Origin of the sequence: Algoriphagus sanaruensis, assembly GCF_001593605.1 — a bacterium.
In the GTDB taxonomy this organism is placed as follows: domain Bacteria; phylum Bacteroidota; class Bacteroidia; order Cytophagales; family Cyclobacteriaceae; genus Algoriphagus; species Algoriphagus sanaruensis.
Genome location: NZ_CP012836.1, coordinates 2081063 through 2104631 on the forward strand (window position 1 = coordinate 2081063; position 23569 = coordinate 2104631).

General features: G+C 38.3%; 22 protein-coding genes. 12 read left to right on the plus strand and 10 right to left on the minus strand.

All coding sequences use genetic code 11. The annotated features are described in order from the left end of the window. Positions 1–4: 4 nt before the first annotated feature. From AO498_RS09145 to AO498_RS09180, 8 genes are all read left to right on the plus strand, one after another. Positions 5–2167 carry a glutamine synthetase III family protein gene (locus AO498_RS09145; RefSeq protein WP_067546360.1) on the plus strand — a complete coding sequence of 721 codons (2163 nt, stop codon included), beginning with the start codon at positions 5–7 and terminating at the stop codon, positions 2165–2167. Between the two features lie 626 nt (positions 2168–2793). After that, positions 2794–3921 carry an aminotransferase class I/II-fold pyridoxal phosphate-dependent enzyme gene (locus tag AO498_RS09150; RefSeq protein ID WP_335339789.1) on the plus strand — a complete coding sequence of 376 codons (1128 nt, stop codon included), beginning with the start codon at positions 2794–2796 and terminating at the stop codon, positions 3919–3921. 1 nt (position 3922) lies between these two features. Beyond that, complete coding sequence (locus AO498_RS09155; protein ID WP_269465472.1) at positions 3923–4531, plus strand: sugar transferase; 609 nt, start codon at positions 3923–3925, stop codon at positions 4529–4531. Between the two features lie 466 nt (positions 4532–4997). Beyond that, positions 4998–6908, plus strand: coding sequence for a polysaccharide biosynthesis protein (locus AO498_RS09160; RefSeq protein WP_067546367.1), 1911 nt, complete (start codon positions 4998–5000; stop codon positions 6906–6908). A 103-nt stretch (positions 6909–7011) separates the two neighbouring features. After that, complete coding sequence (locus AO498_RS09165; RefSeq protein ID WP_067546370.1) at positions 7012–7449, plus strand: GNAT family N-acetyltransferase; 438 nt, start codon at positions 7012–7014, stop codon at positions 7447–7449. Positions 7450–7577: 128 nt separating this feature from the next. Continuing rightward, positions 7578–8864, plus strand: coding sequence for a metal-dependent hydrolase family protein (locus AO498_RS09170; RefSeq protein WP_067546373.1), 1287 nt, complete (start codon positions 7578–7580; stop codon positions 8862–8864). A gap of 78 nt (positions 8865–8942) precedes the next feature. After that, positions 8943–10445: a S10 family peptidase gene (locus AO498_RS09175; protein WP_067546376.1), complete on the plus strand. Its 1503-nt coding sequence runs from the start codon at positions 8943–8945 to the stop codon at positions 10443–10445. A gap of 5 nt (positions 10446–10450) precedes the next feature. Next, on the plus strand, positions 10451–11557 hold the full coding sequence (locus tag AO498_RS09180) for a serine hydrolase domain-containing protein (RefSeq protein WP_102135888.1): 1107 nt from the start codon (positions 10451–10453) through the stop codon (positions 11555–11557). Here the strand turns inward: AO498_RS09180 and AO498_RS09185 are convergent. The 3 genes from AO498_RS09185 to AO498_RS09195 all read right to left on the minus strand — a co-directional run bounded on the left by AO498_RS09185 (position 11554) and on the right by AO498_RS09195 (position 14159). Continuing rightward, positions 11554–11940, minus strand: coding sequence for a response regulator (locus AO498_RS09185; protein ID WP_067546382.1), 387 nt, complete (start codon positions 11938–11940; stop codon positions 11554–11556). The two genes, AO498_RS09180 and AO498_RS09185, sit on opposite strands and share 4 nt — an antisense overlap. A 277-nt stretch (positions 11941–12217) precedes the next feature. Next, the gene (gene groL, locus AO498_RS09190; protein ID WP_067546386.1) at positions 12218–13846 is read right to left on the minus strand and encodes a chaperonin GroEL; all 1629 of its coding nucleotides are present in this window, start codon (positions 13844–13846) and stop codon (positions 12218–12220) included. Between the two features lie 34 nt (positions 13847–13880). Continuing rightward, positions 13881–14159, minus strand: coding sequence for a co-chaperone GroES (locus AO498_RS09195; RefSeq protein WP_026954618.1), 279 nt, complete (start codon positions 14157–14159; stop codon positions 13881–13883). 226 nt (positions 14160–14385) lie between these two features. Between AO498_RS09195 and AO498_RS09200 the strand changes: the two genes are divergently transcribed. Further along, complete coding sequence (locus tag AO498_RS09200) at positions 14386–15096, plus strand: hypothetical protein (RefSeq protein ID WP_067546389.1); 711 nt, start codon at positions 14386–14388, stop codon at positions 15094–15096. Positions 15097–15349: 253 nt separating this feature from the next. Further along, positions 15350–15730, plus strand: a complete 381-nt coding sequence (locus tag AO498_RS09205; protein ID WP_192842551.1) for a hypothetical protein — start codon at positions 15350–15352, stop codon at positions 15728–15730. Between the two features lie 79 nt (positions 15731–15809). Here AO498_RS09205 and secG read toward each other — a convergent pair whose 3' ends face one another. The 7 genes from secG to AO498_RS09240 all read right to left on the minus strand — a co-directional run bounded on the left by secG (position 15810) and on the right by AO498_RS09240 (position 22258). After that, positions 15810–16163: a preprotein translocase subunit SecG gene (gene secG / locus AO498_RS09210; protein ID WP_067546394.1), complete on the minus strand. Its 354-nt coding sequence runs from the start codon at positions 16161–16163 to the stop codon at positions 15810–15812. 14 nt (positions 16164–16177) lie between these two features. Beyond that, positions 16178–16915, minus strand: coding sequence for a hypothetical protein (locus AO498_RS09215; RefSeq protein WP_067546397.1), 738 nt, complete (start codon positions 16913–16915; stop codon positions 16178–16180). Between the two features lie 31 nt (positions 16916–16946). Next, a complete protein-coding gene (locus tag AO498_RS09220; protein WP_067546400.1) occupies positions 16947–17480 on the minus strand; it encodes an LptE family protein in 534 nt (177 codons plus the stop codon). Continuing rightward, positions 17467–18756: a sigma-54 interaction domain-containing protein gene (locus AO498_RS09225; RefSeq protein ID WP_067546403.1), complete on the minus strand. Its 1290-nt coding sequence runs from the start codon at positions 18754–18756 to the stop codon at positions 17467–17469. The genes AO498_RS09220 and AO498_RS09225 overlap by 14 nt, the downstream gene beginning before the upstream one ends. Further along, complete coding sequence (gene miaB, locus AO498_RS09230) at positions 18753–20228, minus strand: tRNA (N6-isopentenyl adenosine(37)-C2)-methylthiotransferase MiaB (RefSeq protein WP_067546406.1); 1476 nt, start codon at positions 20226–20228, stop codon at positions 18753–18755. Before miaB ends, AO498_RS09225 begins: the two co-directional genes overlap by 4 nt. 125 nt (positions 20229–20353) lie before the next feature. Continuing rightward, a complete protein-coding gene (gene dinB, locus AO498_RS09235) occupies positions 20354–21454 on the minus strand; it encodes a DNA polymerase IV (RefSeq protein WP_067546409.1) in 1101 nt (366 codons plus the stop codon). An 81-nt stretch (positions 21455–21535) separates the two neighbouring features. Next, complete coding sequence (locus AO498_RS09240) at positions 21536–22258, minus strand: YceI family protein (protein WP_067546412.1); 723 nt, start codon at positions 22256–22258, stop codon at positions 21536–21538. A gap of 135 nt (positions 22259–22393) precedes the next feature. Here AO498_RS09240 and AO498_RS09245 point away from each other — a divergent pair, with 135 nt between their 5' ends. Together AO498_RS09245 and AO498_RS09250 are read left to right on the plus strand one after the other, a co-directional pair. After that, positions 22394–22903 (plus strand): gamma carbonic anhydrase family protein, encoded by a 510-nt coding sequence (locus AO498_RS09245; RefSeq protein ID WP_067546415.1) that lies wholly within the window; start codon positions 22394–22396, stop codon positions 22901–22903. A gap of 108 nt (positions 22904–23011) precedes the next feature. Next, complete coding sequence (locus tag AO498_RS09250) at positions 23012–23533, plus strand: hypothetical protein (RefSeq protein ID WP_148660212.1); 522 nt, start codon at positions 23012–23014, stop codon at positions 23531–23533. The last annotated feature ends 36 nt before the right edge of the window (positions 23534–23569 follow it).

The following is a 23569-nucleotide window of genomic DNA, read 5'->3' on the forward strand; positions in this document are numbered from 1 at the left end:
AGATATGGCAACATTGAGACAACAAGCCTTGGCAATGGTTCAGGCAAGACCTCGGGTAAGCGCGACTCCGCCTTCCTCAAAAATTTCAGACTACTTCGGTACCAATGTATTTGGTCCTTCTCAAATGAAGCAGTCTCTCGCTCCTTCTGTTTACAAAAAGGTAATGGAGGCGATCGAAAAAGGGACCAAAATTGATCCTGCAACAGCTGAAGAAATTGCGTCTGCGGTAAAAATTTGGGCCATATCTAAAGGTGTAACTCACTACACACACTGGTTCCAGCCATTGACAGGTTCCACTGCTGAGAAGCATGATTCCTTCTTTGATATGTATGCTGGAATGGAAAAGTTCAAAGGTTCTGCATTAGTACAGCAGGAGCCAGATGCTTCTTCTTTCCCGAATGGTGGAATTCGTTCTACGTTTGAGGCAAGAGGATATACCGCTTGGGATCCATCTTCTCCAATCTTTGTTTTTGATAAAACGCTTTGTATCCCAACCATCTTCGTTTCTTACACCGGAGAGGCTTTGGATTATAAAACTCCATTATTGAAGTCTATGGAGGCGATTAACGAAGCAGCAGTTGCAATCTGCCAGCTTTTTGATCGAAACGTCAGAAAAGTGACTCCATCCTTGGGTATTGAGCAAGAATATTTTGTAGTAGACAAGGCTTTATTTTCTGCACGTCCTGATCTTGTGATGGCTGGAAGATCTGTTTATGGTCATACTCCTGCTAGAGGTCAGCAATTAGAAGATCATTACTTCGGATCCATTCCTACCCGAGTGAAGGAATTTATGATGGATTTCGAAGTAGAAGCTCACAAGTTGGGTATTCCTGTTTCTACTCGTCACAATGAAGTAGCTCCAGGTCAATTTGAAGTTGCACCTATTTTCGAAGAAATCAATAAGGCGGTTGATCATAACCAGCTTTTGATGGATTTGATGGATAAAGTAGCAGAAAAGCACAGTTTGAAGGTTCTTTTCCACGAAAAGCCTTTTGCGGGAGTTAACGGTAGTGGTAAGCATAATAACTGGTCATTGATCACTGATACAGGTGTTAACTTGTTCCAGCCAAGTAATTCTGCACGTGAGAATCTTCAGTTCTTGGTGTTCTTAGTGGCAACAGTAAAGGCAGTATATGATCATGCTGATTTGTTGAGAGCAAGTATTGCTTCTGCATCTAACGACTTCCGATTGGGAGCAAACGAAGCACCTCCAGCAATCATGTCAACATTCTTGGGAGCTACGCTATCTGAGCTTTTGGATGAATTGGAGAAAAATGGCAATGTGAAAATTGAGAAGGGTGACAACATGTATATGAAACTGGGTATTTCTAAGATCCCAGAAATCATCCTAGACAACACAGATAGAAACAGAACATCTCCGTTTGCTTTCACAGGAAACAAATTTGAGTTCCGGGCAGTAGGTTCTTCTGCAAACTGTGGAGGTCCAATGATGACCTTGAACGTTATCGTTGCAGAGGTATTGAAGCAGCTTTATAAGGATATTGAAAAAGAAATGAATGCTGGCAAAGAGAAGAAAATTGCCATCGTTAATGTCCTTAGAAAGTACATCAAAGAGTCTAAAAAAATCAGATTCGAAGGTGATGGATATTCTGAAGAGTGGGCAAAAGAAGCTGAGAAAAGAGGCTTGAATAACTTCAAATCTACTCCTGAAGCTTTGGATGTATATACTAAAAAGGCTACGAAAGAGCTATTTGAAAGACATGGTGTATTGAATCACGTGGAAGTTCATGCACGTCATGAGATTGAATTGGAAGCTTTCATTAAGAAAGTTCAAATTGAAAGCCGTGTAATGGGTGATTTGGCTTTAAACCACATTATTCCTACTGCTATTCTTTATCAAAATAAATTGATCGAAAATGCAAATGGCTTAAAAGGACTTGGATTAGATAATTCAGCAGCAGTTGATACTATCAAAGATGTGTCTAAACATATCGCTAACTTGAGAACCTTCGTCAATGAAATGACAGAAGTTAGAAAGCAGCTAAATAAAGAGGAAGACGTTATCAAGCGTGCTAAAGGATATCAGAAAGAAGTAAAAGAAGCTTATTTTGATAAGATCCGATATGCAGTTGATAAGCTTGAGTTGTTAGTTGATGACGAAAGCTGGCCTCTGGTAAAATATCGTGAATTGCTTTTTATTCGCTAATTCAACAACAGTAATAAAAAAAGGCCTTTGGATTCCAAAGGCCTTTTTTCATTTTGGCTTTCGCCAGATTTAAAACTTAACACATTTCAAATTTCAGCTAAAAAAAGGCATCAAAAAATACCTAGCGCTAGGTATTTTTTGACTATTTTAAATCTTTAGGCGATGAAAAATCACAATCTTTCCATGTTTTTGCTTTCGCTGTAATTCTTTAGGATTTAAAATATGAAATGGATAGCCCCAGTTCTTGTGTAAGTTAGATTCGATCTTAGCTAAAAAGTAACAGGTGTCATTACCATTTTTACCTAATTATTAAAGAAAAATTCAAATTCATCTCATTATTTCATCCAAAGCTTAATGGGTGTTAAGCTGCTTTTCTCATTTTTTTGAGGCTGTTACTGCGGTGGACAGCCTTTTTTATTTAAATCAAGCCTTATTTTTTTCGCATGTGAATCTTATTTTAAACAAAAGCATCAGTCAAAAGCTAATTTTTCAAAATAAAATGGGGTTAATTGGACTTAATGTAGAATTTTAAGTCTTTAAATTATTTTTAACTCCAAATTGGTTGGGTTTTTGTAGCTTGGCTTGTAAGTTTAGGAAAAAATATTTTCTACAAAATTATGCCCCAAATGCTTCACCTTTCATTTCCTGTTTTTGATGGTAATGAGAGTTTGTATTTGCAACAAGCGGTTAGTTCTGGCTATTTGGCGACAAATGGGGCATTTATCAATAAGTTTGAGACCAAGCTAAGTAAAAGACTTAGATCCCATCAAACTGTTGGCTTGAATTCAGGGACATCTGCTTTGCATTTGGCTCTGGTATTATTAGGTGTAGGACAAGGCGATGAAGTTATTTGTCAGTCCTTTACTTTTTGTGCATCAGCAAATCCAATCGTTTACTTGGGAGGGACTCCGATCTTCGTGGATAGTGAAGAGGAGAGTTGGAATATCAATCCAGAAATTCTAGAAGATGCGATTTTAGGAAGGTTAGCATTGGGTAAAAAGCCCAAGGCAATTATTGTAGTTCATTTGTTTGGGATGCCAGCCAAAATGAGGGAAATATTAGAGATCGCATCAAAATATAATATTCCTGTTTTGGAAGATGCGGCAGAGGCTGTGGGCAGCACTTATCAGGGTCAATTTTGTGGAACTTTTGGAAAGCTTGGGATATATTCATTTAATGGGAATAAGATAATAACCACTGGAGGTGGGGGTGCAATTATTTCAAATGATACCTCTTTGATTGAAAAGGCAAAGTATCTCTCAACTCAAGCCCGTGAAGACTTGCCTTTTTACCAGCATTTAGAAATCGGATTCAATTACCGAATGACCAATATGGCAGCAGCTATTGGTCTAGCCCAGTTAGAGAAGTTGGATCAGTTTGTTCAAAAGAGAAGGCAAATCAACCAGCGATATAGAGAGTTATTTAAAGACTTCCCTGGAATTTCTTTCCAAACCGAATATGATGATGCTTATTCTAATTTTTGGTTGACAACAATCATTATCGATGAAAAAGTAACTGGATTCTCCAATGATCGATTGAGAGTACAATTTTTTAAAAATGGAATTGAGACCAGATTTTTATGGAAACCACTTCATTTGCAGCCTGTTTATAAAACAGTTCCTTTTTATGGTGGATTGGTTTCAGAACAACTTTTTTTAAAGGGGCTCTGTCTCCCAAGTTCAGTTAACCTTTCTGAGCAAGACCAATATCGGATTTTCGAAATTGTAGAAAGGGAATTCAGTAAAATCTCTTAATGTGATTTACAAAGCTTTTGGCAAAAGACTTTTGGATTTAATTCTTGCCAGCTCCATGGCAATCATTTTATTTCCATTGTTCTTTATAGTCGCGGCAATTTTGATCTTTTATCATCAAGGAAGTCCATTCTTTTACCAATCCAGACCAGGTTATAAGGGAGTTGTTTTTCAAATAATAAAGTTTAAAACCATGTTGGATTTAAGAGATCAAAACGGGATGGTTTTACCTGATGAAAAACGAGTCTTTGGATTAGGAAAATTGATAAGGAAATTTTCCCTTGATGAAATTCCTCAGCTTTTTAATGTTATCAGAGGGGATATGAGCCTAGTTGGTCCTAGGCCATTATTAGTAGAATACCTTGAGCTTTATACAGAAGAACAGCATAAAAGGCATCTTGTCAAACCAGGTGTTACTGGCTGGGCGCAAATCAATGGCAGAAACACGATTTCTTGGAGGCAAAAGTTTAACTATGATATTTGGTATGTTCAAAATTGTTCTCTCGCCCTTGATTTGAAAATTCTAGTGGTAACTTTTTGGAATGTGATTTTGGGAAAGGGAGTAAGTCAGCAAGGGCATGTGACAGTTGGGAAATTTGATGGAACCAACTAATCCGTTAGCTTTAGAACCATGCTTGAAAAATTCGAAATAGAATTACAAAAAACTAACTGAAATTAGTTGTGTATTATTACTATATAAGTTTTTTTTCAAATTGTAATTTTCGATTAAAACTAAATTTTAGGAATATAGAAAATATACAATTTCTATTTTAATGTTGGTGACACGTGATTCTAATTCCACCATGGAAAATTTGTTTCTGATGCATGTTCAAGTTTTTTTTGAATTTCAAGAAATCCAAATTCTATTTTGATTACGTATTTAATCACGCTTAAAAATGGATTATTTGAACAAGTAAAAAGTCGACAAATACAATTTTGAAGATTGTGGAATCTGCAATGAAATGATTTAAAAATTCTGAATTTTGAAGAAAAATAAAATTTTTATTTAATTTGTTGTCAGTAAGAAGGATTATTTCAATATTCCAATAAAATTTTATCTATTTGAAAACATCATTACCATGAATTTTTTGTCAGGTTTGAAAATTTTGCCTAGGTGGATTATTGCCACTTTAGACTCGTTGATTCTTTTTCAATGTGCTTTATTCGGGTACCTAGTTCGATTTAATTTTGAGCTTGAGTTAATTGAACAATACGATGCGTTTGCCGGAAGTTTTACGTTCATGATTGGAGGTCTTTTGGTAATGCAAAATACCAGAAGTTATGAGGGAATAGTAAGGCATACTGGGTTTCGAGATGGCTCTAATATTTTCAAAACAGTATTGATCAATTTTGTTTTGTTTTTATTCCTTAATTTTTTTCACGGGAATTTTTTGAATGACAGGTTTTTGCTTCCCACTTCGGTATTGATTATTGCTAGCTTGTCAGCTCTTTTCATGCTTATTTTCTATCGACTTCTTGTAAAAGAGCTCTTCGTTTATTTGAAAAATGGCTTTGCAGAACATGAACGTAAGCACGGAGTAATTTTTGGAGCCGGGGAAGCAGGGATAATTGCGCAAGAGGCGATCAAAAGGGATTCAAAAACCCAAATGAATATCGTTGCTTTCTTGGATGATGATCCTAAGAAGGATGGAAAACACATTGACGGTAAACGAATTTATTTTGGGTTGAATGATTTGGAACATCTTGCCAAACAATTTCATATTACAGAATTAATTATTGCTGTAAGAGACCTTTCGGTTCAACGGAAAAATGAAATTATCGACGAATGTTTACGCCTAAAAATCTCTGTCTCTTTGGTCCCTCCGGTTGACCAGTGGATCAATGGAGGATTGACTGCGGGAGCAATCCGTGAGATAAAAATCGAAGACCTTTTAAGTAGAGAGCAAATAGTGCTTGATAATCCTAGGATTGAGGAAGATCTTCATGATAAAATAGTGTTGGTAACAGGGGCGGCAGGTTCGATTGGATCGGAATTATGCAGACAAATTTCATATTATCACCCTAGGCTACTTGTCTTACTTGATATTGCAGAATCTCCACTTTATGATGTAGAGCAAGAGTTCAAAGAACATCATCCGAATTGTTCCATCAAGATTATCTTAGGTGATGTTCGGAATAAAAAGAAAATGAAAGAAGTTTTCCGGGAATTTAAACCGCAAGTCGTCTTTCATGCTGCTGCTTATAAGCATGTTCCAATGATGGAGAATTACCCAGAAGAGGCAGTTCATTCAAATGTTATTGGAACCAAAGTTCTTGCAGATTTAGCCGTTTTATCTCAAGTGGAGAAATTCGTCTTTGTTTCCACTGATAAGGCAGTTAACCCGACCAATGTGATGGGAGCTAGTAAAAGAGCTGCAGAGATGTATGTTCAGGCTTTGAATGAATATTTGGAAAGAAACCATAAAAAATACCATACTAAGTTTATTACTACTCGATTCGGGAATGTGTTAGGTTCTAATGGATCAGTTATTCCACTGTTTAAAAAGCAGATTTTAAATGGAGGACCTCTTACTGTTACCCATCCCGAAATCACGAGATACTTCATGACAATTCCAGAGGCTTGTCAGTTAGTGTTGGAAGCGGGAGTGATGGGTAATGGTGGAGAAATCTATGTTTTCGACATGGGTGAGCCAGTGAAGATTTTGGATCTAGCGAAAAAGATGATCCAACTTTCAGGGAAGAAAGTTGACCAGGATATTAAAATTCAATTTACAGGATTGAGGGAGGGTGAAAAGTTATATGAAGAACTATTGAATGATTTTGAAACAGTAAAGATTACCCATCATCCCAAAATCAAAATTGCTCAAGTATTGCCTGCAGCTTACCATAAAATTGACGGCCAAATCGAGATTTTTCAAGAGTTGATTGGAAAGAATAGTGAGACAGATTTGGTACGCCATTTAAAAGTCATCGTTCCTGAATTCATCTCTAATTCCTCGAGATTTGAGGTTTTGGATCGAATGAATTAAAATTCAAAAAATAGATGAAGCCTCTGGATAATTTCAGAGGCTTTTTTATTGGATTAAAGTAAATTTCACCTTCATTTAAATTTCATAATCCGATTTATAGGTGATGGATAGCCACCAAATAAGCAATTCGAATGGACTGAATATTCGACAAGTCCCTAGTTTAAAATTGGAGGATTTTATCCGGGTTTTAGAGGAGTCAGGATTATCCTCACGGCGGCCAATGGAGGATCATTTGCTTCTTGAAAAAATGATTTTAGGTTCAAACCTAATTGTGTCCGCAGAAAAAGAAGGAAGGATAATTGGGGTACTTCGTGCAATAACAGACCATTGTTATCGATGCTTCATCGCAGATTTAGCAGTTTCTAAAGAGTTTCAAGGTCAGGGTATAGGGAAAGGAATGATCCAATTTACACGTGATTTAGCTCCATCTGCAAGATTAATTTTATTTTCTGCTGAAGAAGCAGTTGGATTTTACCAAAAGATTGGTTTTCATATCCATGAGCGGTGCTATCAATTGAAGGCTGAAGAAATTCTTTTGTGATCTTCCTTTAAATTTCAATCCAGAAGGGAAGATGCGAGATTATATGCGTTTCTAGTATCCTTTGCTAAATCCTAGATTCCCAAATTGAATATCATTTAATTTAATTATCACCCCCTAATCTCAATAAAATGAAATCATTAATTCTAGCAGGCTCTTTTATCCTGCTTTCTTCTGGAGTTTTTGCCCAGAGGACTATTATCCATGCAGGGAAACTGATCGACGTGAAGTCTAACAAGGTATTGGAAAACCAGTCCATTATTGTTGAAGGTGAAAAAATCATTTCAGTCGTTTCTGGATTTCAACCAATAAGCATCAATGATCGATTGGTGGATTTAAAAGATGCCACTGTGATGCCAGGATTGATGGATATGCACGTTCACATAGAAAGTCAAACAAGTCCAACGAGATATGTGGACGGGTTTAGAGATAATGAGGCAGATGTAGCTTATAAGGCATTGCCTTATGCTAAAATCACTTTAATGGCTGGATTCACTACTGTCAGAGATATGGGTGGAACTGGAGTGAATATCGCATTGAGAAATGCGATAAATAATGAACTAGTTGTGGGGCCAAGAATTTATACGGCTGGAAAATCTATCGCTCCTACTGGAGGTCATGCAGATCCTACGAATGGAGTTAAGAGAGAATTGATGGGTGATCCGGGGCCTGATCAAGGTGTTATTAATGGTCCATATGATGCAAGAAAGGCTGTGAGACAAGCAGTTAAATATGGATCCGATGTCATTAAAGTGACCGCAACAGGAGGGGTTTTGTCTGTAGCCAGGGACGGATCAGCTCCGCAGTTTCAACAGGATGAATTAGAGGCTATAGTAGAAACAGCAAGAGATTTTGGAATTCATGTAGCGGCTCATGCACATGGAGATGAGGGGATGAAAAGAGCAGTGAAAGCCGGGATTCATTCAATTGAACATGGTACTTTAATGACCGAAGAAACCATGGAAATGATGAAAAAAGCGGATACCTGGTATGTCCCTACTGTAACGGCAGGTATGTCAGCTGCAGAATATGCAAAGATTCCGGGATATTATCCTCCAGTGGTACGAGACAAAGCGATGAGAATTGGTGCTCAAATCCAGGATACATTTGCAAGAGCCTATCAAAAAGGAGTGAAGATTGCCTTTGGAACTGATGCTGGAGTATTTCCACATGGAGAAAATTACCGAGAATTTCTGTATTTGACAGAGGCAGGCATGCCCAATTTGGAGGTAATTCAGGCTGCAACATTAAGAGGTGCCCAGTTATTGGGTATTGAGGATAAGCTTGGAGTAATTGAGTCTGGAAAGCTTGCTGATATAATTGCGGTAAAAGGAGATCCATCCAAAGACATAGCAGTTATGCAAAATGTCATTTTCGTGATGAAGGGTGGTGAGGTATTTAAACAATCAGCGGATTAAGTCTCATTAACTCTAAAGATTTAAAAATTCTTTGAAATTGATTTTAAACGTTTGTTCACTTACTAAATCAAATAAGTCATGAAAATCAAATTGCTGGTAATATTGATTTTATGGTCCACTTTTTCATTTGCTCAAAATGAAAAAAGCCCATCAGAATCATTTCCAAAGGCTCAGGTATTCGAAAGTAAACAATCTGTGACGATCGAAGGGAAGGTTATTCCTCTTCGTACAAAAGCAGGTACCTTAGAGTTGAAGGATGAAAATAATAAACCGATTGCCTTATTTGGATTCACTGCTTATTTCAAAGAAGGTGCAGGAAAAGATCGCCCAGTTGTCTTTGCATACAATGGTGGCCCCGGTTCTTCCTCATATTGGCTTCATATGGGCATTATGGGGCCAAAACGAATTGTGGTAGACGACCCTAATTACAATAAAGCTGCCCCATATCAATTGGTTAATAATGAATTTTCAATTTTGGATATAGCCGATGTTGTCATGATGGATCCTGTTGGTACTGGATTGAGCGTGCCAATAGGGGAGTCTGCTGGTGCAGACTTCTGGGGAGTTGATCAAGATATCCGAAGCATTAGTCTTTTTATCATGCAGTTTTTAAAAGAGCATGATCGTCTAAATAGTCCGAAATACATTCTTGGAGAGAGTTATGGGACATTTAGAAATGCTGGTGTCATGAATTACTTGCTTGGTAAAGGGTATGCGCTTAATGGGGTAATAATGGTTTCCGCAGTTTTTGACTTACGAACGCTATTTTTTGCCCCCAATGAAGATTTACCCTACATCGTTTATTTGCCAACCATGGCAGCTACAAGTTGGTATCATGGTAAAACGGCAGAGAAATCAGGGGACTTGCCTTCATTTGTTCAAAAAGTCAGAGAATTTACTGAAAATGAATACGCTCCAGCTCTTTTCAAAGGAAATCGAATTTCTGCACAAGAAAAAGAAGGGATAGCTAATAAACTTGAACAATTGACAGGGATTGAGGCCAGAATTTGGGAAAGAGCAAATCTTAAAATAAATGCGAACGAATATTTCCAAGAATTGCTCAGATCAACGGGCGAGACTGTGGGTAGATTAGATTCGAGATATAAGGGTATAAACCTAGATCCTATGGCAACGAATGCCTTTACAGATCCACAAAGTGATGCCATATCTCCTGCCTATACCATGGCTTTTCTAGATTATTTTCATGGTACTTTAGGGGTAAGTAAGAATTTACTTTATTCAACATCAGCCTACTCAAAGCAAGGGTTTAAATGGGATTGGAAGCACCAAAGAAATAATTTTTGGGGTGCAGATGCGGCAGTTACCACATTGCCTGATATGGCAGAGGCTTTATCTAAAGATCCAAATGTGAAAATTTTAATCATGAATGGCTATTATGATTTAGCTACTGTTTTTCATGGTGTTGAACATTCAATTTCTCATTTGGAATTGCCTAAATCAGCTCTAGATCGAATTGTAATGACCTATTATGAGGCGGGTCATATGATGTATACTCATCTTCCTTCAGCAAAGCTATTTCGAGAAGATTTGAAAAATTTTATTGAGGAAACACTTAACTAATTCTGATGACTGCACAGCTTAAAGTTTGGATACGAATTACCTTGTTTTTTGGCTGTGCAGTCTTTTATTCAAGCTGTGCAGAAGGACAAAATCCCAACATCTCCAATTCTTTATATTTCCCTCCAAATTCAGGTGATTGGGAAAGAAAACCCGTAGATGAATTGCCTTGGGATCGAGAAAAGTTAGCTGATTTTTTAGCTTGGTTACCTACTCAGGATACAAGGGCCTTTTTGATTCTGAAGGATGGTAAGATAGTGGTAGAGGAGTATTGGGGAGCTAAATTGACGGGCCTTGGCTCAATGGATGAAAACTCCTATTGGTACTGGGCTTCCGCCGGAAAAACATTAACAGCTGCATTGATTGGAATTGCTGAAACGGAGAAAATTCTTTCAATCGAAGACCGAACCCAGAAATACCTAGGAGCTGGTTGGACTAGTTTGACGTCCTCACAAGAGAAAGATATTAAGCTGGTTCATCAGCTGACCATGACTACAGGTTTGGATGATCAAGTATCTAATTTGGATGATACCTCTCCAGAAAGTTTGAAGTATTTAGCCAAGCCAGGAACTCGATGGAGTTATCACAATGCTCCGTATACGCTACTTGAAAATGTTTTGGAAAAGGCAAGCGGAATATCATTTCAGGATTACTTCAAAACGAGATTAGGAGATGCCATTGGGATGAATGGCTTTTGGCAGAAAACTGGCGATAATAACGTGTTTTATTCTAGTCCTCGTTCATTTGCTCGTTTTGGTTTGCTCCTTTTAGCAAATGGAAATTGGGGAGGCGTCCAGGTGTGGAAAGGGAACTACTTTGATCAATTAAAAAATACCTCTCAAGCCTTCAATCAAAGCTATGGATATTTGACTTGGTTAAATGGAAAGCAGAGTTATATGGTCCCTGGTCTCCAAAGACAATTTCCTGGCTCATTGGCGCCATCTGCACCACGAGATATGTATCAAGCAATGGGGAAAAATGGGCAATTTTTGATGGTGATTCCTTCTGAGAATCTGGTGATAGTAAGGATGGGAGGCTCAAGTCAGGATGTTCCTGTGCCTTTTTTGATGCTAGAAGAAATCTGGAAGAGACTCTATGGGGTAATTTATCGTTAATCTTCTATTCCAAAATGGAATTTGATTTTTTCTAGCGTTAGAGGTTTTTCAAGAAAACCAGAGACTAACTCGTATTCTTTAGCCTTTTGTCGGTCTTGAAAATCTATTGAAGAGGATAAAATCAAAATGGTATCGTTCCGTTCTGCGAATTCTTCTTGATACCGGTTTAAAAAATCCCAACCGTTTAACACCGGCATATTGATGTCTAAAAATATTAGAAGGGAATGATTTTTATCGATTGTTGAAATAAACTCCAATGCTTCTTCACCTCCTATAAATTCCTTGATTGAGTCAGAAATTTTTATTTTTCCAAGGAGACGTTTATTTATCAAATTATTAATGGGATCGTCATCCACTAAAAAAATCGAATCAAATTGAATCATTCACGGATTTAATCAAAGTGTTGCAGTTCTTTTCCGAAAATACAATTATTCCTAATTATTGGACAAATGATTTTTTTAAAATCTATCAAATATTAAAAAGTCGTTTGAGATTCTAAGCTTTATCCTATTATTATTTTTTGCAAAAGATGGATTAATGGGAAATAAGCCCAATTAGTGCTGAAATTTGAGTAAAAGTGAATTGTATTTTGTCTAGGATAAAAGAATGAAAAAAGGAGATCCAACTTGGATCTCCTTTCCTATTTTGAATAGGTTGGAATTACATCATTCCGCCCATTCCTCCGCCACCCATTGGAGGCATAGCAGGACTATCTTCTTTAACATCTGCTACCACACATTCAGTGGTCAAAAGCAAGGAGGCAATAGAGGCCGCATTTTCCAAAGCAAGTCGAGTCACTTTAGTTGGGTCGATTACACCAGCTTCGAAAAGATCTTGGTATTCATCTGTTCTAGCATTGTAACCGAAGTTGCCTTTATTTTCTCTGATTTTATTAATTACAACAGAAGGTTCGCCGCCAGCATTGCTAACGATTGTTCTCAAAGGAGCTTCGATTGCAGTTCTGATGATGTTGATACCTGTATCTTGATCGTCGTTAGATCCTTTGATGCTATCCAAGGCTGATGCAGCTCTTACAAGAGCAACACCACCACCTACTACAACACCTTCTTGTACGGCAGCTCTAGTAGCATGCAAAGCATCATCAACTCTGTCTTTTTTCTCTTTCATTTCAACTTCAGTAGCTGCACCGATATAAAGGATAGCTACACCGCCAGAAAGCTTAGCCAATCGTTCTTGAAGCTTTTCTCTGTCGTAATCTGAAGTTGTTTTTTCGATTTGAGCTTTGATCTCAGCAATTCTACCTTTGATAGCAGCTGCATCACCAGCACCGTTAACGATAGTGGTATTGTCCTTATCGATATTGATTTTTTCTGCTCTTCCTAGCATGTCAGGAGTAGCATTCTCTAATTTGAAACCTCTTTCTTCAGAGATTACAGTTCCTCCGGTTAGGATAGCGATGTCTTCCAACATTGCTTTTCTTCTATCTCCGAATCCAGGAGCTTTTACAGCGGCTACTTTCAAAGCACCTCTGATTTTGTTAACCACCAAGGTAGCCAAAGCTTCTCCATCTACATCTTCAGCGATGATCAACAAAGGCTTACCAGACTGAGCAACTGGCTCCAATACTGGAAGTAGTTCTTTCATGGAAGAGATCTTCTTGTCGTAGATCAAGATGAAAGGATGATCCAATTCAGCTTCCATTTTCTCAGTGTTGGTTACGAAATATGGAGAAAGGTAACCTCTGTCAAACTGCATACCTTCTACAGTTTTCACTTCTGTTTCGGTACCTTTTGCCTCTTCTACAGTGATTACTCCATCTTTTCCAACTTTATCCATCGCGTCAGCGATCATTTTTCCGATCTCTTCGTCGTTGTTTGCAGAAACAGTAGCAACTTGAGCGATTTCCTTGGAAGTTGAGATTTGCTTGGAATTGTTTCTTAATTCAGAAACTACAGCTGCAACAGCTTTATCAATTCCTCTCTTGAGATCCATTGGGTTTGCACCAGCAGCCACGTTCTTGATTCCGACGTTGAAGATTGCTTGTGCCAATACTGTAGCAGTAGTAGTACCATCACCAGCATTGTCAGCAGTTTTAGAAGCTACTTCTTTTACAAGTTGAGCCCCCATATTTTCGATTGGCTCAGCCAATTCGATCTCTTTTGCTACAGATACACCGTCTTTAGTGATGGTTGGTGCACCGAATTTTTTGTCAATGATTACGTTTCGGCCTTTTGGACCCAAAGTTACTTTTACTGCATCCGCCAATGCGTCTACGCCTTTCTTCAGTTGATCTCTAGCGTTAGTATCGAAAAACAGTTGTTTAGCCATTTTTTTTAAATTTTTTCAGTTTGTGAATGAATGATTAAAGGATTGCGAAAATGTCAGATTCTCTCATGATAAGGTAGTCTGCTCCATCTACGCTGAGCTCAGTTCCGGAATACTTACCGTACAAAACAGTGTCTCCTACTTTTACAGTCAATGGCTCATCTTTTTTGCCGTTACCCACTGCTACGACAGTTCCTCTTTGAGGCTTTTCCTTGGCAGTGTCCGGGATGTAAAGTCCGGAAGCAGTTTTCTCTTCAGCTGCAGCTGGCTGTACCAAAACTCGGTCTGCTAGAGGTTTGATGTTCACGTTTGACATAGATATGTATTGTTTAAGGTTAGATTAAAATGCTATTGGCCGTTGTGCACTTCTTGTGCCAAGCCAAGTTAAAGCGTGCTTTCTGACAAATCGGCTGTAAATACGGCTTTTTTCTTGGATTTGAAGCCTGTTTTTTGACAGATGATCCTGTCATAATTTCAATTTTGTCAGCAAAAAATGTCAGAATTCTTTAAATTATGACAGATGAATTTTAGCTATTAAACCTATGAAATCGCTACCCAAAAATTGGATCACGGAAGGTCTCATTGATTTTGAGTTCAAAAAGTATCAGTTGTTGGCCTATCTTCAATCAGTAGAAAAGGAATTTAAAGCAGTTAAGCTTTACCCAGTGCTTGGGGATTTAATTGATCACCATAGAAATCTGGCTGAATTGGAATCTGGTAAGACGGAGTTAAAAAATCTTTTTCCAAAAGCCCTGAATGGGATTGATTTCAAAGCAGCTCAATTACACTATTCGACCCGGATTGAAGATGGTCAAGTGATGGAGGAAATTGGACAAATTACCTCTTTTGCATTGCCAAGACTCAAATCTCATATTGAAGAAGGAAAGGCAATTTTTGATTTTATAGAAGAGCAAATTGAATTTGAACCGGTTGGTATCCTTCCGATTTACACCCGAGAAGGATATATTTTTCTCACCCAGGAAAGCGCGAATGAAGTTCACACATTTAGATATAAATCTAACTTTTTGCAATTAGCAGGAGAGCGGTTTAGAAGCATAACGCTATGGCTTGTTGGAGTATTTCAGAGAAGCCTTGTCAATACACTTGAAAAACTCAAGTTGGAACTAGTCAAAGAAATTAAGGAATTACCTAATCCCGCTGCCTGGAGAATGCATAGTCAAGATTCCTTTCCAATTGAAGAAACATTGATTCCAATAGGAAAACGATTGCTTTTAAAGTCGGTCGTAGAATAATGTTTGAAAAGGTAAATTATCTAACGATTTATCTTTTGAATGGTATTAATAAGTATTTGCTATGCATTTATTTTTGCTGCATAAAAGGTCCTTTAATTTTTGAAAGCCTTAGTTTATCTTAATTCTTATTAATTTGGCTAGGCAGTAGAATTTTGCACCTTCTGATTTCGATTTACTCAAATTATTAATGTCGGTTATACCCCCATTTTCAGAAAAAAAATATTCGATTAAGATTTTTCCAAATTCCGGATTTATGGTGGCAAAATTCTTCGGTAAACTTCGGCTGAGTGATATGCAAGCGTTTACCTCGGATATCATTTCTGAACCAGACTATTCAATTACTTATCCTTTGATCTGTGATTTCAGGGATTGTACTGCGGTTGGGTATAGAATTGATGTTCCTGATTTTATCCGTAACCATAGATCAAAAGTGGCCATTCCACAGAAAAAAAAGTATGGGTTAATCATTTCAACGCTAAATCAGCGATTTATTTTTTCACTCTTTAAACTTTCGGCACCCTTATTAAATCTTGAGGTGGAATTATTTGATCATTCAGAAGATTGTATCAATTGGATGACAGATAACCTAGATCAAAAGATTGAATTACTGAGTTATTTGGAAAAAAGAGGCTAAACAGAATGAGATAAAAAATGTATTTACAAAAAAAAGCCAGCTTCATTCTTTGAAGCTGGCTTTTTCAATTATCGATATTTTATTGTTGCGATGTAGTATCAGTTGCTTGCTCAGCTGCTGGAGTTAAGCTTTCAGAGTTTTCGAATGCTGGTGTAACTACTTGCTGCTTAGCACTTTCGATATTTGGAGAAGAAAATTGGTTAGGCTGGCTACTGGTATAGAACGCAGAAGATACCAGAGAAAGAGCCAAAATTGCTACAGCTAGAATCCAAGTTGCTTTTTCTAATACGTTACCAGTGCGTGTAACTCCCATAATTTGAGATGCACTACCACCAAATGCAGCACCTGCACCACCTTTTGAATTTTGACCTAGGATCACTAAGATTAGCAAAAATGCCAAAATCAAAATCACTCCGATTAATAAGTTGAACATATAAGTAAGTAAGGTTAATCTTTCAATTTTTCAATTAAGTCCGCAAAGTAAGTCCTTTTATCGGGAAACTTCAAGCTCAATTTTTCATAAATCTCTATAGCCATCTCTTTTTTGCCTTGTCTTACCAAGATTTTTGCAAAAGTCTCGGACATTAAGTTGTCATTGAGTTGAGTGCTAGATTCGGCAAGATTTTCGGTGTTTTGGTTGGCCTCAATCTCTTTGATTGTCGCAATTTTGATCTCTTTTTTACTAAAGGCCTTGATCAAATCTATTTGCTCTTTCTTCTTTGAGTCCAAAATCTCCTTCTTCTCTTTTCGCTTGATGGTCTCAATCAAGTCATCTGCAGGCCTTTTACGTTTTGGTCGAGCAGTCTTTGTTGGACTTGGCTTTTCCTCAGCATTTCCTTTCAGTTTTTCACCTAGCATTTTCAATGATTCGGTTCGCTTGGATGAATCTTGGAGCTCTGAGTTTTCTTCGGGGAGTAGATCGGCCTGTTCTTTTGATTCAGTAGAGGTAGAAATTGGTTTTTCCAACCAAGTTTTCAAGAAAAGTCGATTAGGAGAAGTGACCGCAGCAAAAGCAAGCTGACTTGATTTTTTGTCAGGAAACTTGGCTAGTTCATATCTAGCCCCCAAAACATAGGGTATCTGGAAATAAGGGAAGTTTTCCTGAATTTTCTTCAGTTGAAGAAAATCTCCTTTTTCCAGATTATCAGATTTTTGGATGAGTTCCAGAAATGTTTGGGCGTTCACGGGCTAAAGTTTGGTTTCTAATATAGTCAATTTACCAGTTTGCCACAGTTGCGGTAAAAATATCCTGGATGATGACCTCAAATATTTCTTCCACCAATTGACTTTCTACATCGAGTAAGGTGGTCGTACGCGGGTCGTAATCCTTAAAGAAAGAAAACGTCTGCTTTAAATTTTCTTCCTCATTGGTTTGATTTAGATATTCTACTTCGACACGGATGGTCAAACGCATTTGACCTGCCCGATCAGGAACATTAGATGAACCGCTGGAAACAACCGCCTGTGGGGTGATGGAATACCCATTAATTGCTCCAGAAAATTGGAGATCCCCATTTGATCTGACTAGCTCTAATTGTGTATTCCTTTGGTAATATTCTTTCAGCGCTTCCGTAAATCGTTGTTCCATGTTCGCAGGCCCATTTCCTGAATCATTGAAAAAGTTTTCGACTGAAAAAGTCTTGACTACTTCATAATTAATATTTGTCCCAGTGAAGCTGTACTTCACCGAGCAGGATTGAAAAATGAACCACACCAATCCCCAAAAAAACAATCTACTATTCGATTTCATATTGTTTGATTTTTCGGTAAAGGGTGCGTTCTGAAATCCCCAAATCCTGTGCGGCATATTTACGCTTGTTGTTGTGCTTTCTGAGGGCTTTAAGAATCATTTCTTTTTCTTTCCGCTCGAGCGAAAGTGAATTGTCATCTTCCTCATGAAGAATATCTTCTATGATGTCTTCTTCATAATCTAAATCGTCCAAATTCCCACTTTTTTGTGGCTCGAGTACAAGTGGAACAGTGTAGGGAGAAGAACTCTCAGAACTTTCTTGAGAAGGAATTTTTGTTTCAATGTCCTCAAACAAGCCTTGGTGCTTTTGCAAAATGCTTGTATTCAGATTTCCACTTTGAAATGATTCAAGTACGAGTTTTTTCAATTCGTTCATATCCTTTTTCATGTCAAAAAGGACTTTGTACAAAATGTCTCGTTCCGAAAAATCCATTCCATCATTTGACCCACTTTGCCCGGTAAGCGCTACTGGAAGACGACTGGAATCTTGAGGAAGATACCTTCCCAAAGTTTTTGCACTAACCTCTCGAGTCTCTTCCAACAAGGAAACCTGTTCTGCAATATTTTTTAGCTGTCGGATATTACCAGGGAAAGGATACCGCATTAATAAAGCTTGAGCTTCTGCATCTAGCGTGATAGGTTTTACATGATATCTTTCCGAAAAGTCTGTGGTAAATTTTCTGAACAATAAAACCATATCCTCGCCTCGTTCTCGTAGGGGAGGGACGAAAATCGGAACGGTATTCAGGCGATAATATAGGTCTTCTCTGAATTTCCCTTTTTCAACTGCTTTGATCAAATTGACGTTTGTGGCAGCAATTACGCGGACATTGGTTTTTTGGACTTTAGAAGATCCAACTCGAATAAACTCTCCATTTTCCAAGACCCGAAGTAATCTGGATTGAGTCCCGAGAGGCATCTCTCCAATTTCGTCCAGAAAAATCGTGCCTCCATCCGTCACTTCAAAATACCCCTTTCGAGCTTCATGCGCACCGGTAAAGGATCCTTTTTCGTGTCCAAATAGCTCAGAATCTATCGTTCCTTCAGGAATAGCACCACAGTTGATTGCAATGAATTTGCCATGCTTTCGTAGCGAAAGTGAATGGATGATTTTAGAAAAGCTCTCTTTTCCACTACCACTTTCTCCAGTGATCAAGACGGTCATTTCGGTAGGAGAAGCCTGCATGGCCACTTGAATCGCATGATTCAGAAGTGGGCTGTTTCCAATAATCCCAAAGCGCTGTTTGATGCTTTGAATTTCTGAAGGTTCAATCATGCCATTGCCGGATTAATTTCTACTATTTGCCCAAATAGGGTAGCAGGGGTGCAATCGGTGATCTTTACTTTAACATAGTCTCCTAGTTTGACACCTTGAGAGGGGATAATCACGACTTTATTCGCAGAATTTCTCCCTTTAAATTCAGTATCTGACTTTTTGGAGGTTCCTTCTACCAGAATGATTTGCTCCTTACCAAGATCAAGTTTGTTTCGTTCAAAAGACAATTGGTTTTGCTTTTCAATAATCTCAGCCAAACGACGTTTTTTGATGTCCAGCGGAATATCGTCCTCATATTTTTTAGCAGCCAATGTCCCTGGTCTTTCAGAATAATAAAACATGTAAGAGAAATCATACTTCACGATATCCATAAGCGTCAAGGTGTCTTGATGCTCTTCCTCAGTTTCAGAGCAAAACCCTGCAATCATATCAGAAGAAATACCGCATTCTTGGCCTAGAATCTCTCTAATCGCTCTTACCCGATCGAGATACCAATCTCGGTCATAGGTTCTGTTCATTAATTCCAAGACTCGGCTATTTCCAGATTGAACAGGTAAATGGATGTATTTGCAGATATTATCGTACTTCTTCATGGTAAAAAGTACTTCGTCTGTAATGTCTTTAGGATGAGAAGTGGAAAATCGAACTCGCAATAATGGACTTACTTGAGCTACCATTTCAAGTAAGTTGGCAAAGTTGACAACAGTGCTGACTTCTTCCTCTTTTTTATTGAGGCGGGCTTTATTGTTCTCTTCAGGAGACCATTTGTAGCTATCTACATTTTGGCCCAAAAGGGTTACCTCACGATATCCTTTTGCAAATAAATCCTGTGCTTCGGCTACGATGGAATGTGGATCCCGGCTTCTTTCCCTTCCGCGAGTAAAAGGTACCACGCAGAAAGAGCACATATTATCACAGCCTCTCATAATGGAAATGAAAGCTGTCACACCATTTGAATTTAATCGAACAGGAGCGATGTCAGCATACGTTTCCTCTCGTGATAGGAAGGTATTGACTCCTTTTCGTCCATCTTCTGCTGCATTAACCAAATTTGGGAGATCTCGATAGGCATCAGGTCCAACGACCACATCGACGATTTTTTCTTCTTCGAGAAGTTTTTCTTTCAATCGCTCAGCCATACATCCCAATACTCCTATGGTCATTTCTGGTTTATGCTTTTTGACAGCATTGAAATGGTTTAGTCTATTTCGTACGGTTTGCTCAGCTTTTTCACGAATTGAGCAGGTGTTTAAAAAGACGACATCAGCTTGATTGAAGTCGGAAGTGGTATCAAATCCATTTTCTTTCATAATGGAAGCCACAATCTCCGAATCAGAAAAATTCATTTGACAGCCATAACTCTCAATATAGAGTTTCTTGGTCTTACCGGTATTTTCATCCGAGGTGGTTTTATAATCAACCGCTTGCGCTTCTTCTCCAGAGAGTATATCGATGTCTTTGATTAAATCCATATGGCTTTTATGCTAATCTGTAGTTATAGATGACCTGTACTAGTACTTCCAAGTCAGTAGTGAGGTTGCAAAATTATTAAAACGCAGACAAAATGGCAGAGAAAGCGCTTATTTATTCTTGAGAACTATTCCTCGAAAGGGATTTTAAGTTGACTACCTAGGAATTCTTGTTCCTCAGTGATATTCAGGTTGGAAATTCCCAAGCCTAGGAGTCGGACAGGTTTAGGGATTTCTTCTTGTCTGAGCAATTCCAATCCTATCTGCCAAATCATGCCTTTTTCCGGATACTGCTCCAGTGTTTTGCTCCGAGTTTGGAGGGTGAAATCTGAATATTTCAGTTTTAGTGTGATCGTACGGCCTTTGATTCCGATTTTTTCAATTCTCCTCATCAGCTCCTCAAAAATGGGATAGAGTTGATTTTCCATTTCTTTCAGGGAAATCAAATCTTTTTCAAACGTGTTTTCTGCGCTCAATGATTTTCGAACACGATGGGGCTGCACTTCCGAAAGGTGAATGCCCCGAACAATATTAAAATAGTGGAGTCCGGATTTTCCGAATTTCTTGGTTAAAAACTGAAGGGAATATTCCTTGAGATCCTTTCCTGAATGAATTCCGAGCTTTTGCATTTTCTCTGCGGTGACTTTTCCAATTCCAAAGAATTTCCCAATGGGGAGTTTCTCCAAAAATGCTTCAGCCTCTTCAGGAAGAATCACTGCTTGGCCATTCGGTTTATTAAGGTCTGAAGCTGTTTTTGCTAAAAATTTATTGTAGCTAATTCCTGCAGAGGCATTCAGTCCGGTTTTTGATTTTATTTTTTCTCGGATTTGTCGAGCTATTAAAATGGCAGATTTAAGTCCCATTTTATTCTCAGTGACGTCAAGAAAAGCTTCGTCTAAGGAAAGGGGTTCGACAAGATCAGTGTATTTATAGAAAATTTCCCGGATTTGGAGTGAAATTTCCTTGTATCGATCAAATCGAGGTTTTGCGAAAATCAATTGGGGACATTTTTTAGCAGCTAAAGCAGAGGACATTGCGGAATGAATCCCAAATTTCCTTGCTTCATAGCTTGCAGCGGCCACCACACCTCTGGCTTCATTTCCTCCTACTACGAGTGGTTTGCCTCTCCATTCAGGATGATCCAGCTGCTCTACAGAAGCATAAAATGCATCCATATCCACATGGATAATTTTCCGAACAGCATTATTTTCCTGATAGGGTTGCGGCATTCTCGAAGTTCAAGTTTCTCGAAAATAAAAAAAAGGGATCCTTGAAGAATCCCTTTTTAACATATTGTGGTAGTTGTGTTATTACTTAGCAGTCACGTCCAACACCAAAGAAACGGTGTTGTAGATGAATTGGTCTTTTGCTTTGTCTACTGCAGCAGATTCGTCACCATACATCAATCCCCACTGGGTTCTATCGATATTGAAGCCAGCTTTGGCAGATACAGTTCCGTTTTGAATGCTTACAGCAGCTGGGAATTTGATGTTTTTGGTAGTTCCTCTCATAGTCAAGTTACCGCTGATCCAATGTGTTGGTGCCTCTGGAGACAATGAGCTGTCAGATGCAGGAGTATTTTCAGTAGTAAATTCTTCCTTGTCTGCAACTACATCACCTGCAGCAAAAGGTTCTGCACCTGTGATTTCAAAGGTTGCGGTTGGGAAATTTGCTGCATCAAAGAAATCAGCAGACTGAAGGTGTCCATAAAGCTTGCCATAGAATTCATTAGATTCTTCCATGTCTTCGATTTTCAAGCCTACGATGTCAAAAGTAAATGAACCTGCAGTGATTTGATCACCAGATACCACTAAAGAACCACCAGTAGTTGGGATTTTTCCAAAGTGTTTTCCTGCCGGCTTATATCCTGTCCAAGAAATTGTAGAAGAAGTCAAATCTACAGAAAGTGTGTCACCAGCACCTGCGGCTACTTCTTGAGCGTCAGTTGTTTCAACGGTGTCTCCTGGATTTCCACAAGCGAATGCAAGCATTGCAGCGGCTACAAATAGGCCTAATTGCTTTGTAATTTTCATAGTAATTGTGTTGTTGTATTGGTTTTGGTTTTTAATGTATAGACATGGAAACTGATTTTCCTGAAAAAAGTTCTCTTGAGTTTCAAAATTTCTAATTTTCGATGAAAAAATAGTTTAGCTCAAATTTCGATAAGCATGGCCTTGATTTTAGCAGTGAAGGAAATAGCTCCAAGTTTTGGAGAAAATTGTTGGTTGGCTCCCAATTCCACCATCGTGGGAGATGTTGTTTTAGGAAAAAACTGTACCGTATGGTTCAATGCTGTCATCCGAGGAGATGTACATGAAATTCGAATTGGGGATGAAACAAATATTCAGGACGGAGCCATCATCCACTGCACTTACCAAAAAGCGCCAACATACATTGGAAGTCAAGTTTCAATCGCTCATAATGCATGCGTCCATGGCTGTACTATCCATGACCGGGTTTTAATAGGTATGGGAGCGATTGTCATGGATGGAGCGGTAGTTCATTCGGATTCAGTCATTGCGGCCGGAGCTATTGTTCTTGCAGGGACTGTTGTTGAGTCAGGTTCTATTTACGCTGGAATTCCTGCCAAAAAAGTAAAAGAAATTACGCCGGAGATGAGGGAAGTAATTGCGAGGACTGCCAAAAATTATCCGATGTATGCCTCGTGGTATGAATAGGGGTATTCGATTTGAAATGTAATTTCCTGTTTTTCAATAGCTTTTAAAGTGGTTTTTCTTGATTTGGAAGAACCGCTTCACTATTTTTGAAATAATCAATTTTTAGAAATGCGTATGATTTTTTATCCCTTTGAACGAGGAAGAAATCTTCTTCTTTTACTCTTGCTTTTTATTTGGGTAAACACCCTCTTAAGCTCTTTTTTGCCAAAGGATCATGCTTTGGATTTGAAATTTGCTTACACAGTCGAAGAGGCCTACCATTCTCTCAACCAACTTGATCCTGACCAAAGAGAGATTTACAGATTTGGAGTTTGGGCCTTGGACATGCCTTATCTGATCATTTACTTTTTTTTCTTTTCGGGACTTCTTCGATTTCTTCACGGAAATCGGAAATTTTATTGGGTGCCTCTTCTAATCTCGCTCACTGATTTTATTGAAAACCTTCTTCTTCTTCGGATTTTGAAGTTGTTTCCAGATACCCAAAGTGGACTAGTCAGATTATGTTCTTTTTTTACTACATCCAAATGGATTTTCGTAGGTGGATTGGTTATTTGCCTGCTGATGGGAGTTTGGTCTTTTTTGAGCCAGAGGAAAAAAACAAGTAGTTCCTCCCAAGAAATCAGAATTTAATAGAACCTTCATTTTTGCTTTCCTGTACTTCTTTTC

What these genes read in the sequence shown, in the direction of transcription:
- AO498_RS09240 (WP_067546412.1), bottom strand. Translation starts at nt 22,258, where the DNA reads ATGAAAATTACAAAGCAATTAGGCCTATTTGTAGCCGCTGCAATGCTT.
- AO498_RS09200 (WP_067546389.1), top strand. Translation starts at nt 14,386, where the DNA reads ATGAAATCGCTACCCAAAAATTGGATCACGGAAGGTCTCATTGATTTT.
- AO498_RS09225 (WP_067546403.1), bottom strand. Translation starts at nt 18,756, where the DNA reads ATGATTGAACCTTCAGAAATTCAAAGCATCAAACAGCGCTTTGGGATT.
- AO498_RS09175 (WP_067546376.1), top strand. Translation starts at nt 8,943, where the DNA reads ATGAAAATCAAATTGCTGGTAATATTGATTTTATGGTCCACTTTTTCA.
- AO498_RS09150 (WP_335339789.1), top strand. Translation starts at nt 2,794, where the DNA reads ATGCTTCACCTTTCATTTCCTGTTTTTGATGGTAATGAGAGTTTGTAT.
- AO498_RS09220 (WP_067546400.1), bottom strand. Translation starts at nt 17,480, where the DNA reads ATGAAATCGAATAGTAGATTGTTTTTTTGGGGATTGGTGTGGTTCATT.
- secG (WP_067546394.1), bottom strand. Translation starts at nt 16,163, where the DNA reads ATGTTCAACTTATTAATCGGAGTGATTTTGATTTTGGCATTTTTGCTA.
- AO498_RS09195 (WP_026954618.1), bottom strand. Translation starts at nt 14,159, where the DNA reads ATGTCAAACGTGAACATCAAACCTCTAGCAGACCGAGTTTTGGTACAG.
- AO498_RS09245 (WP_067546415.1), top strand. Translation starts at nt 22,394, where the DNA reads ATGGCCTTGATTTTAGCAGTGAAGGAAATAGCTCCAAGTTTTGGAGAA.
- AO498_RS09205 (WP_192842551.1), top strand. Translation starts at nt 15,350, where the DNA reads ATGGTGGCAAAATTCTTCGGTAAACTTCGGCTGAGTGATATGCAAGCG.
- AO498_RS09160 (WP_067546367.1), top strand. Translation starts at nt 4,998, where the DNA reads ATGAATTTTTTGTCAGGTTTGAAAATTTTGCCTAGGTGGATTATTGCC.
- AO498_RS09180 (WP_102135888.1), top strand. Translation starts at nt 10,451, where the DNA reads ATGACTGCACAGCTTAAAGTTTGGATACGAATTACCTTGTTTTTTGGC.
- dinB (WP_067546409.1), bottom strand. Translation starts at nt 21,454, where the DNA reads ATGCCGCAACCCTATCAGGAAAATAATGCTGTTCGGAAAATTATCCAT.
- groL (WP_067546386.1), bottom strand. Translation starts at nt 13,846, where the DNA reads ATGGCTAAACAACTGTTTTTCGATACTAACGCTAGAGATCAACTGAAG.
- AO498_RS09145 (WP_067546360.1), top strand. Translation starts at nt 5, where the DNA reads ATGGCAACATTGAGACAACAAGCCTTGGCAATGGTTCAGGCAAGACCT.
- AO498_RS09250 (WP_148660212.1), top strand. Translation starts at nt 23,012, where the DNA reads ATGCGTATGATTTTTTATCCCTTTGAACGAGGAAGAAATCTTCTTCTT.
- AO498_RS09165 (WP_067546370.1), top strand. Translation starts at nt 7,012, where the DNA reads ATGGATAGCCACCAAATAAGCAATTCGAATGGACTGAATATTCGACAA.
- miaB (WP_067546406.1), bottom strand. Translation starts at nt 20,228, where the DNA reads ATGGATTTAATCAAAGACATCGATATACTCTCTGGAGAAGAAGCGCAA.
- AO498_RS09185 (WP_067546382.1), bottom strand. Translation starts at nt 11,940, where the DNA reads ATGATTCAATTTGATTCGATTTTTTTAGTGGATGACGATCCCATTAAT.
- AO498_RS09170 (WP_067546373.1), top strand. Translation starts at nt 7,578, where the DNA reads ATGAAATCATTAATTCTAGCAGGCTCTTTTATCCTGCTTTCTTCTGGA.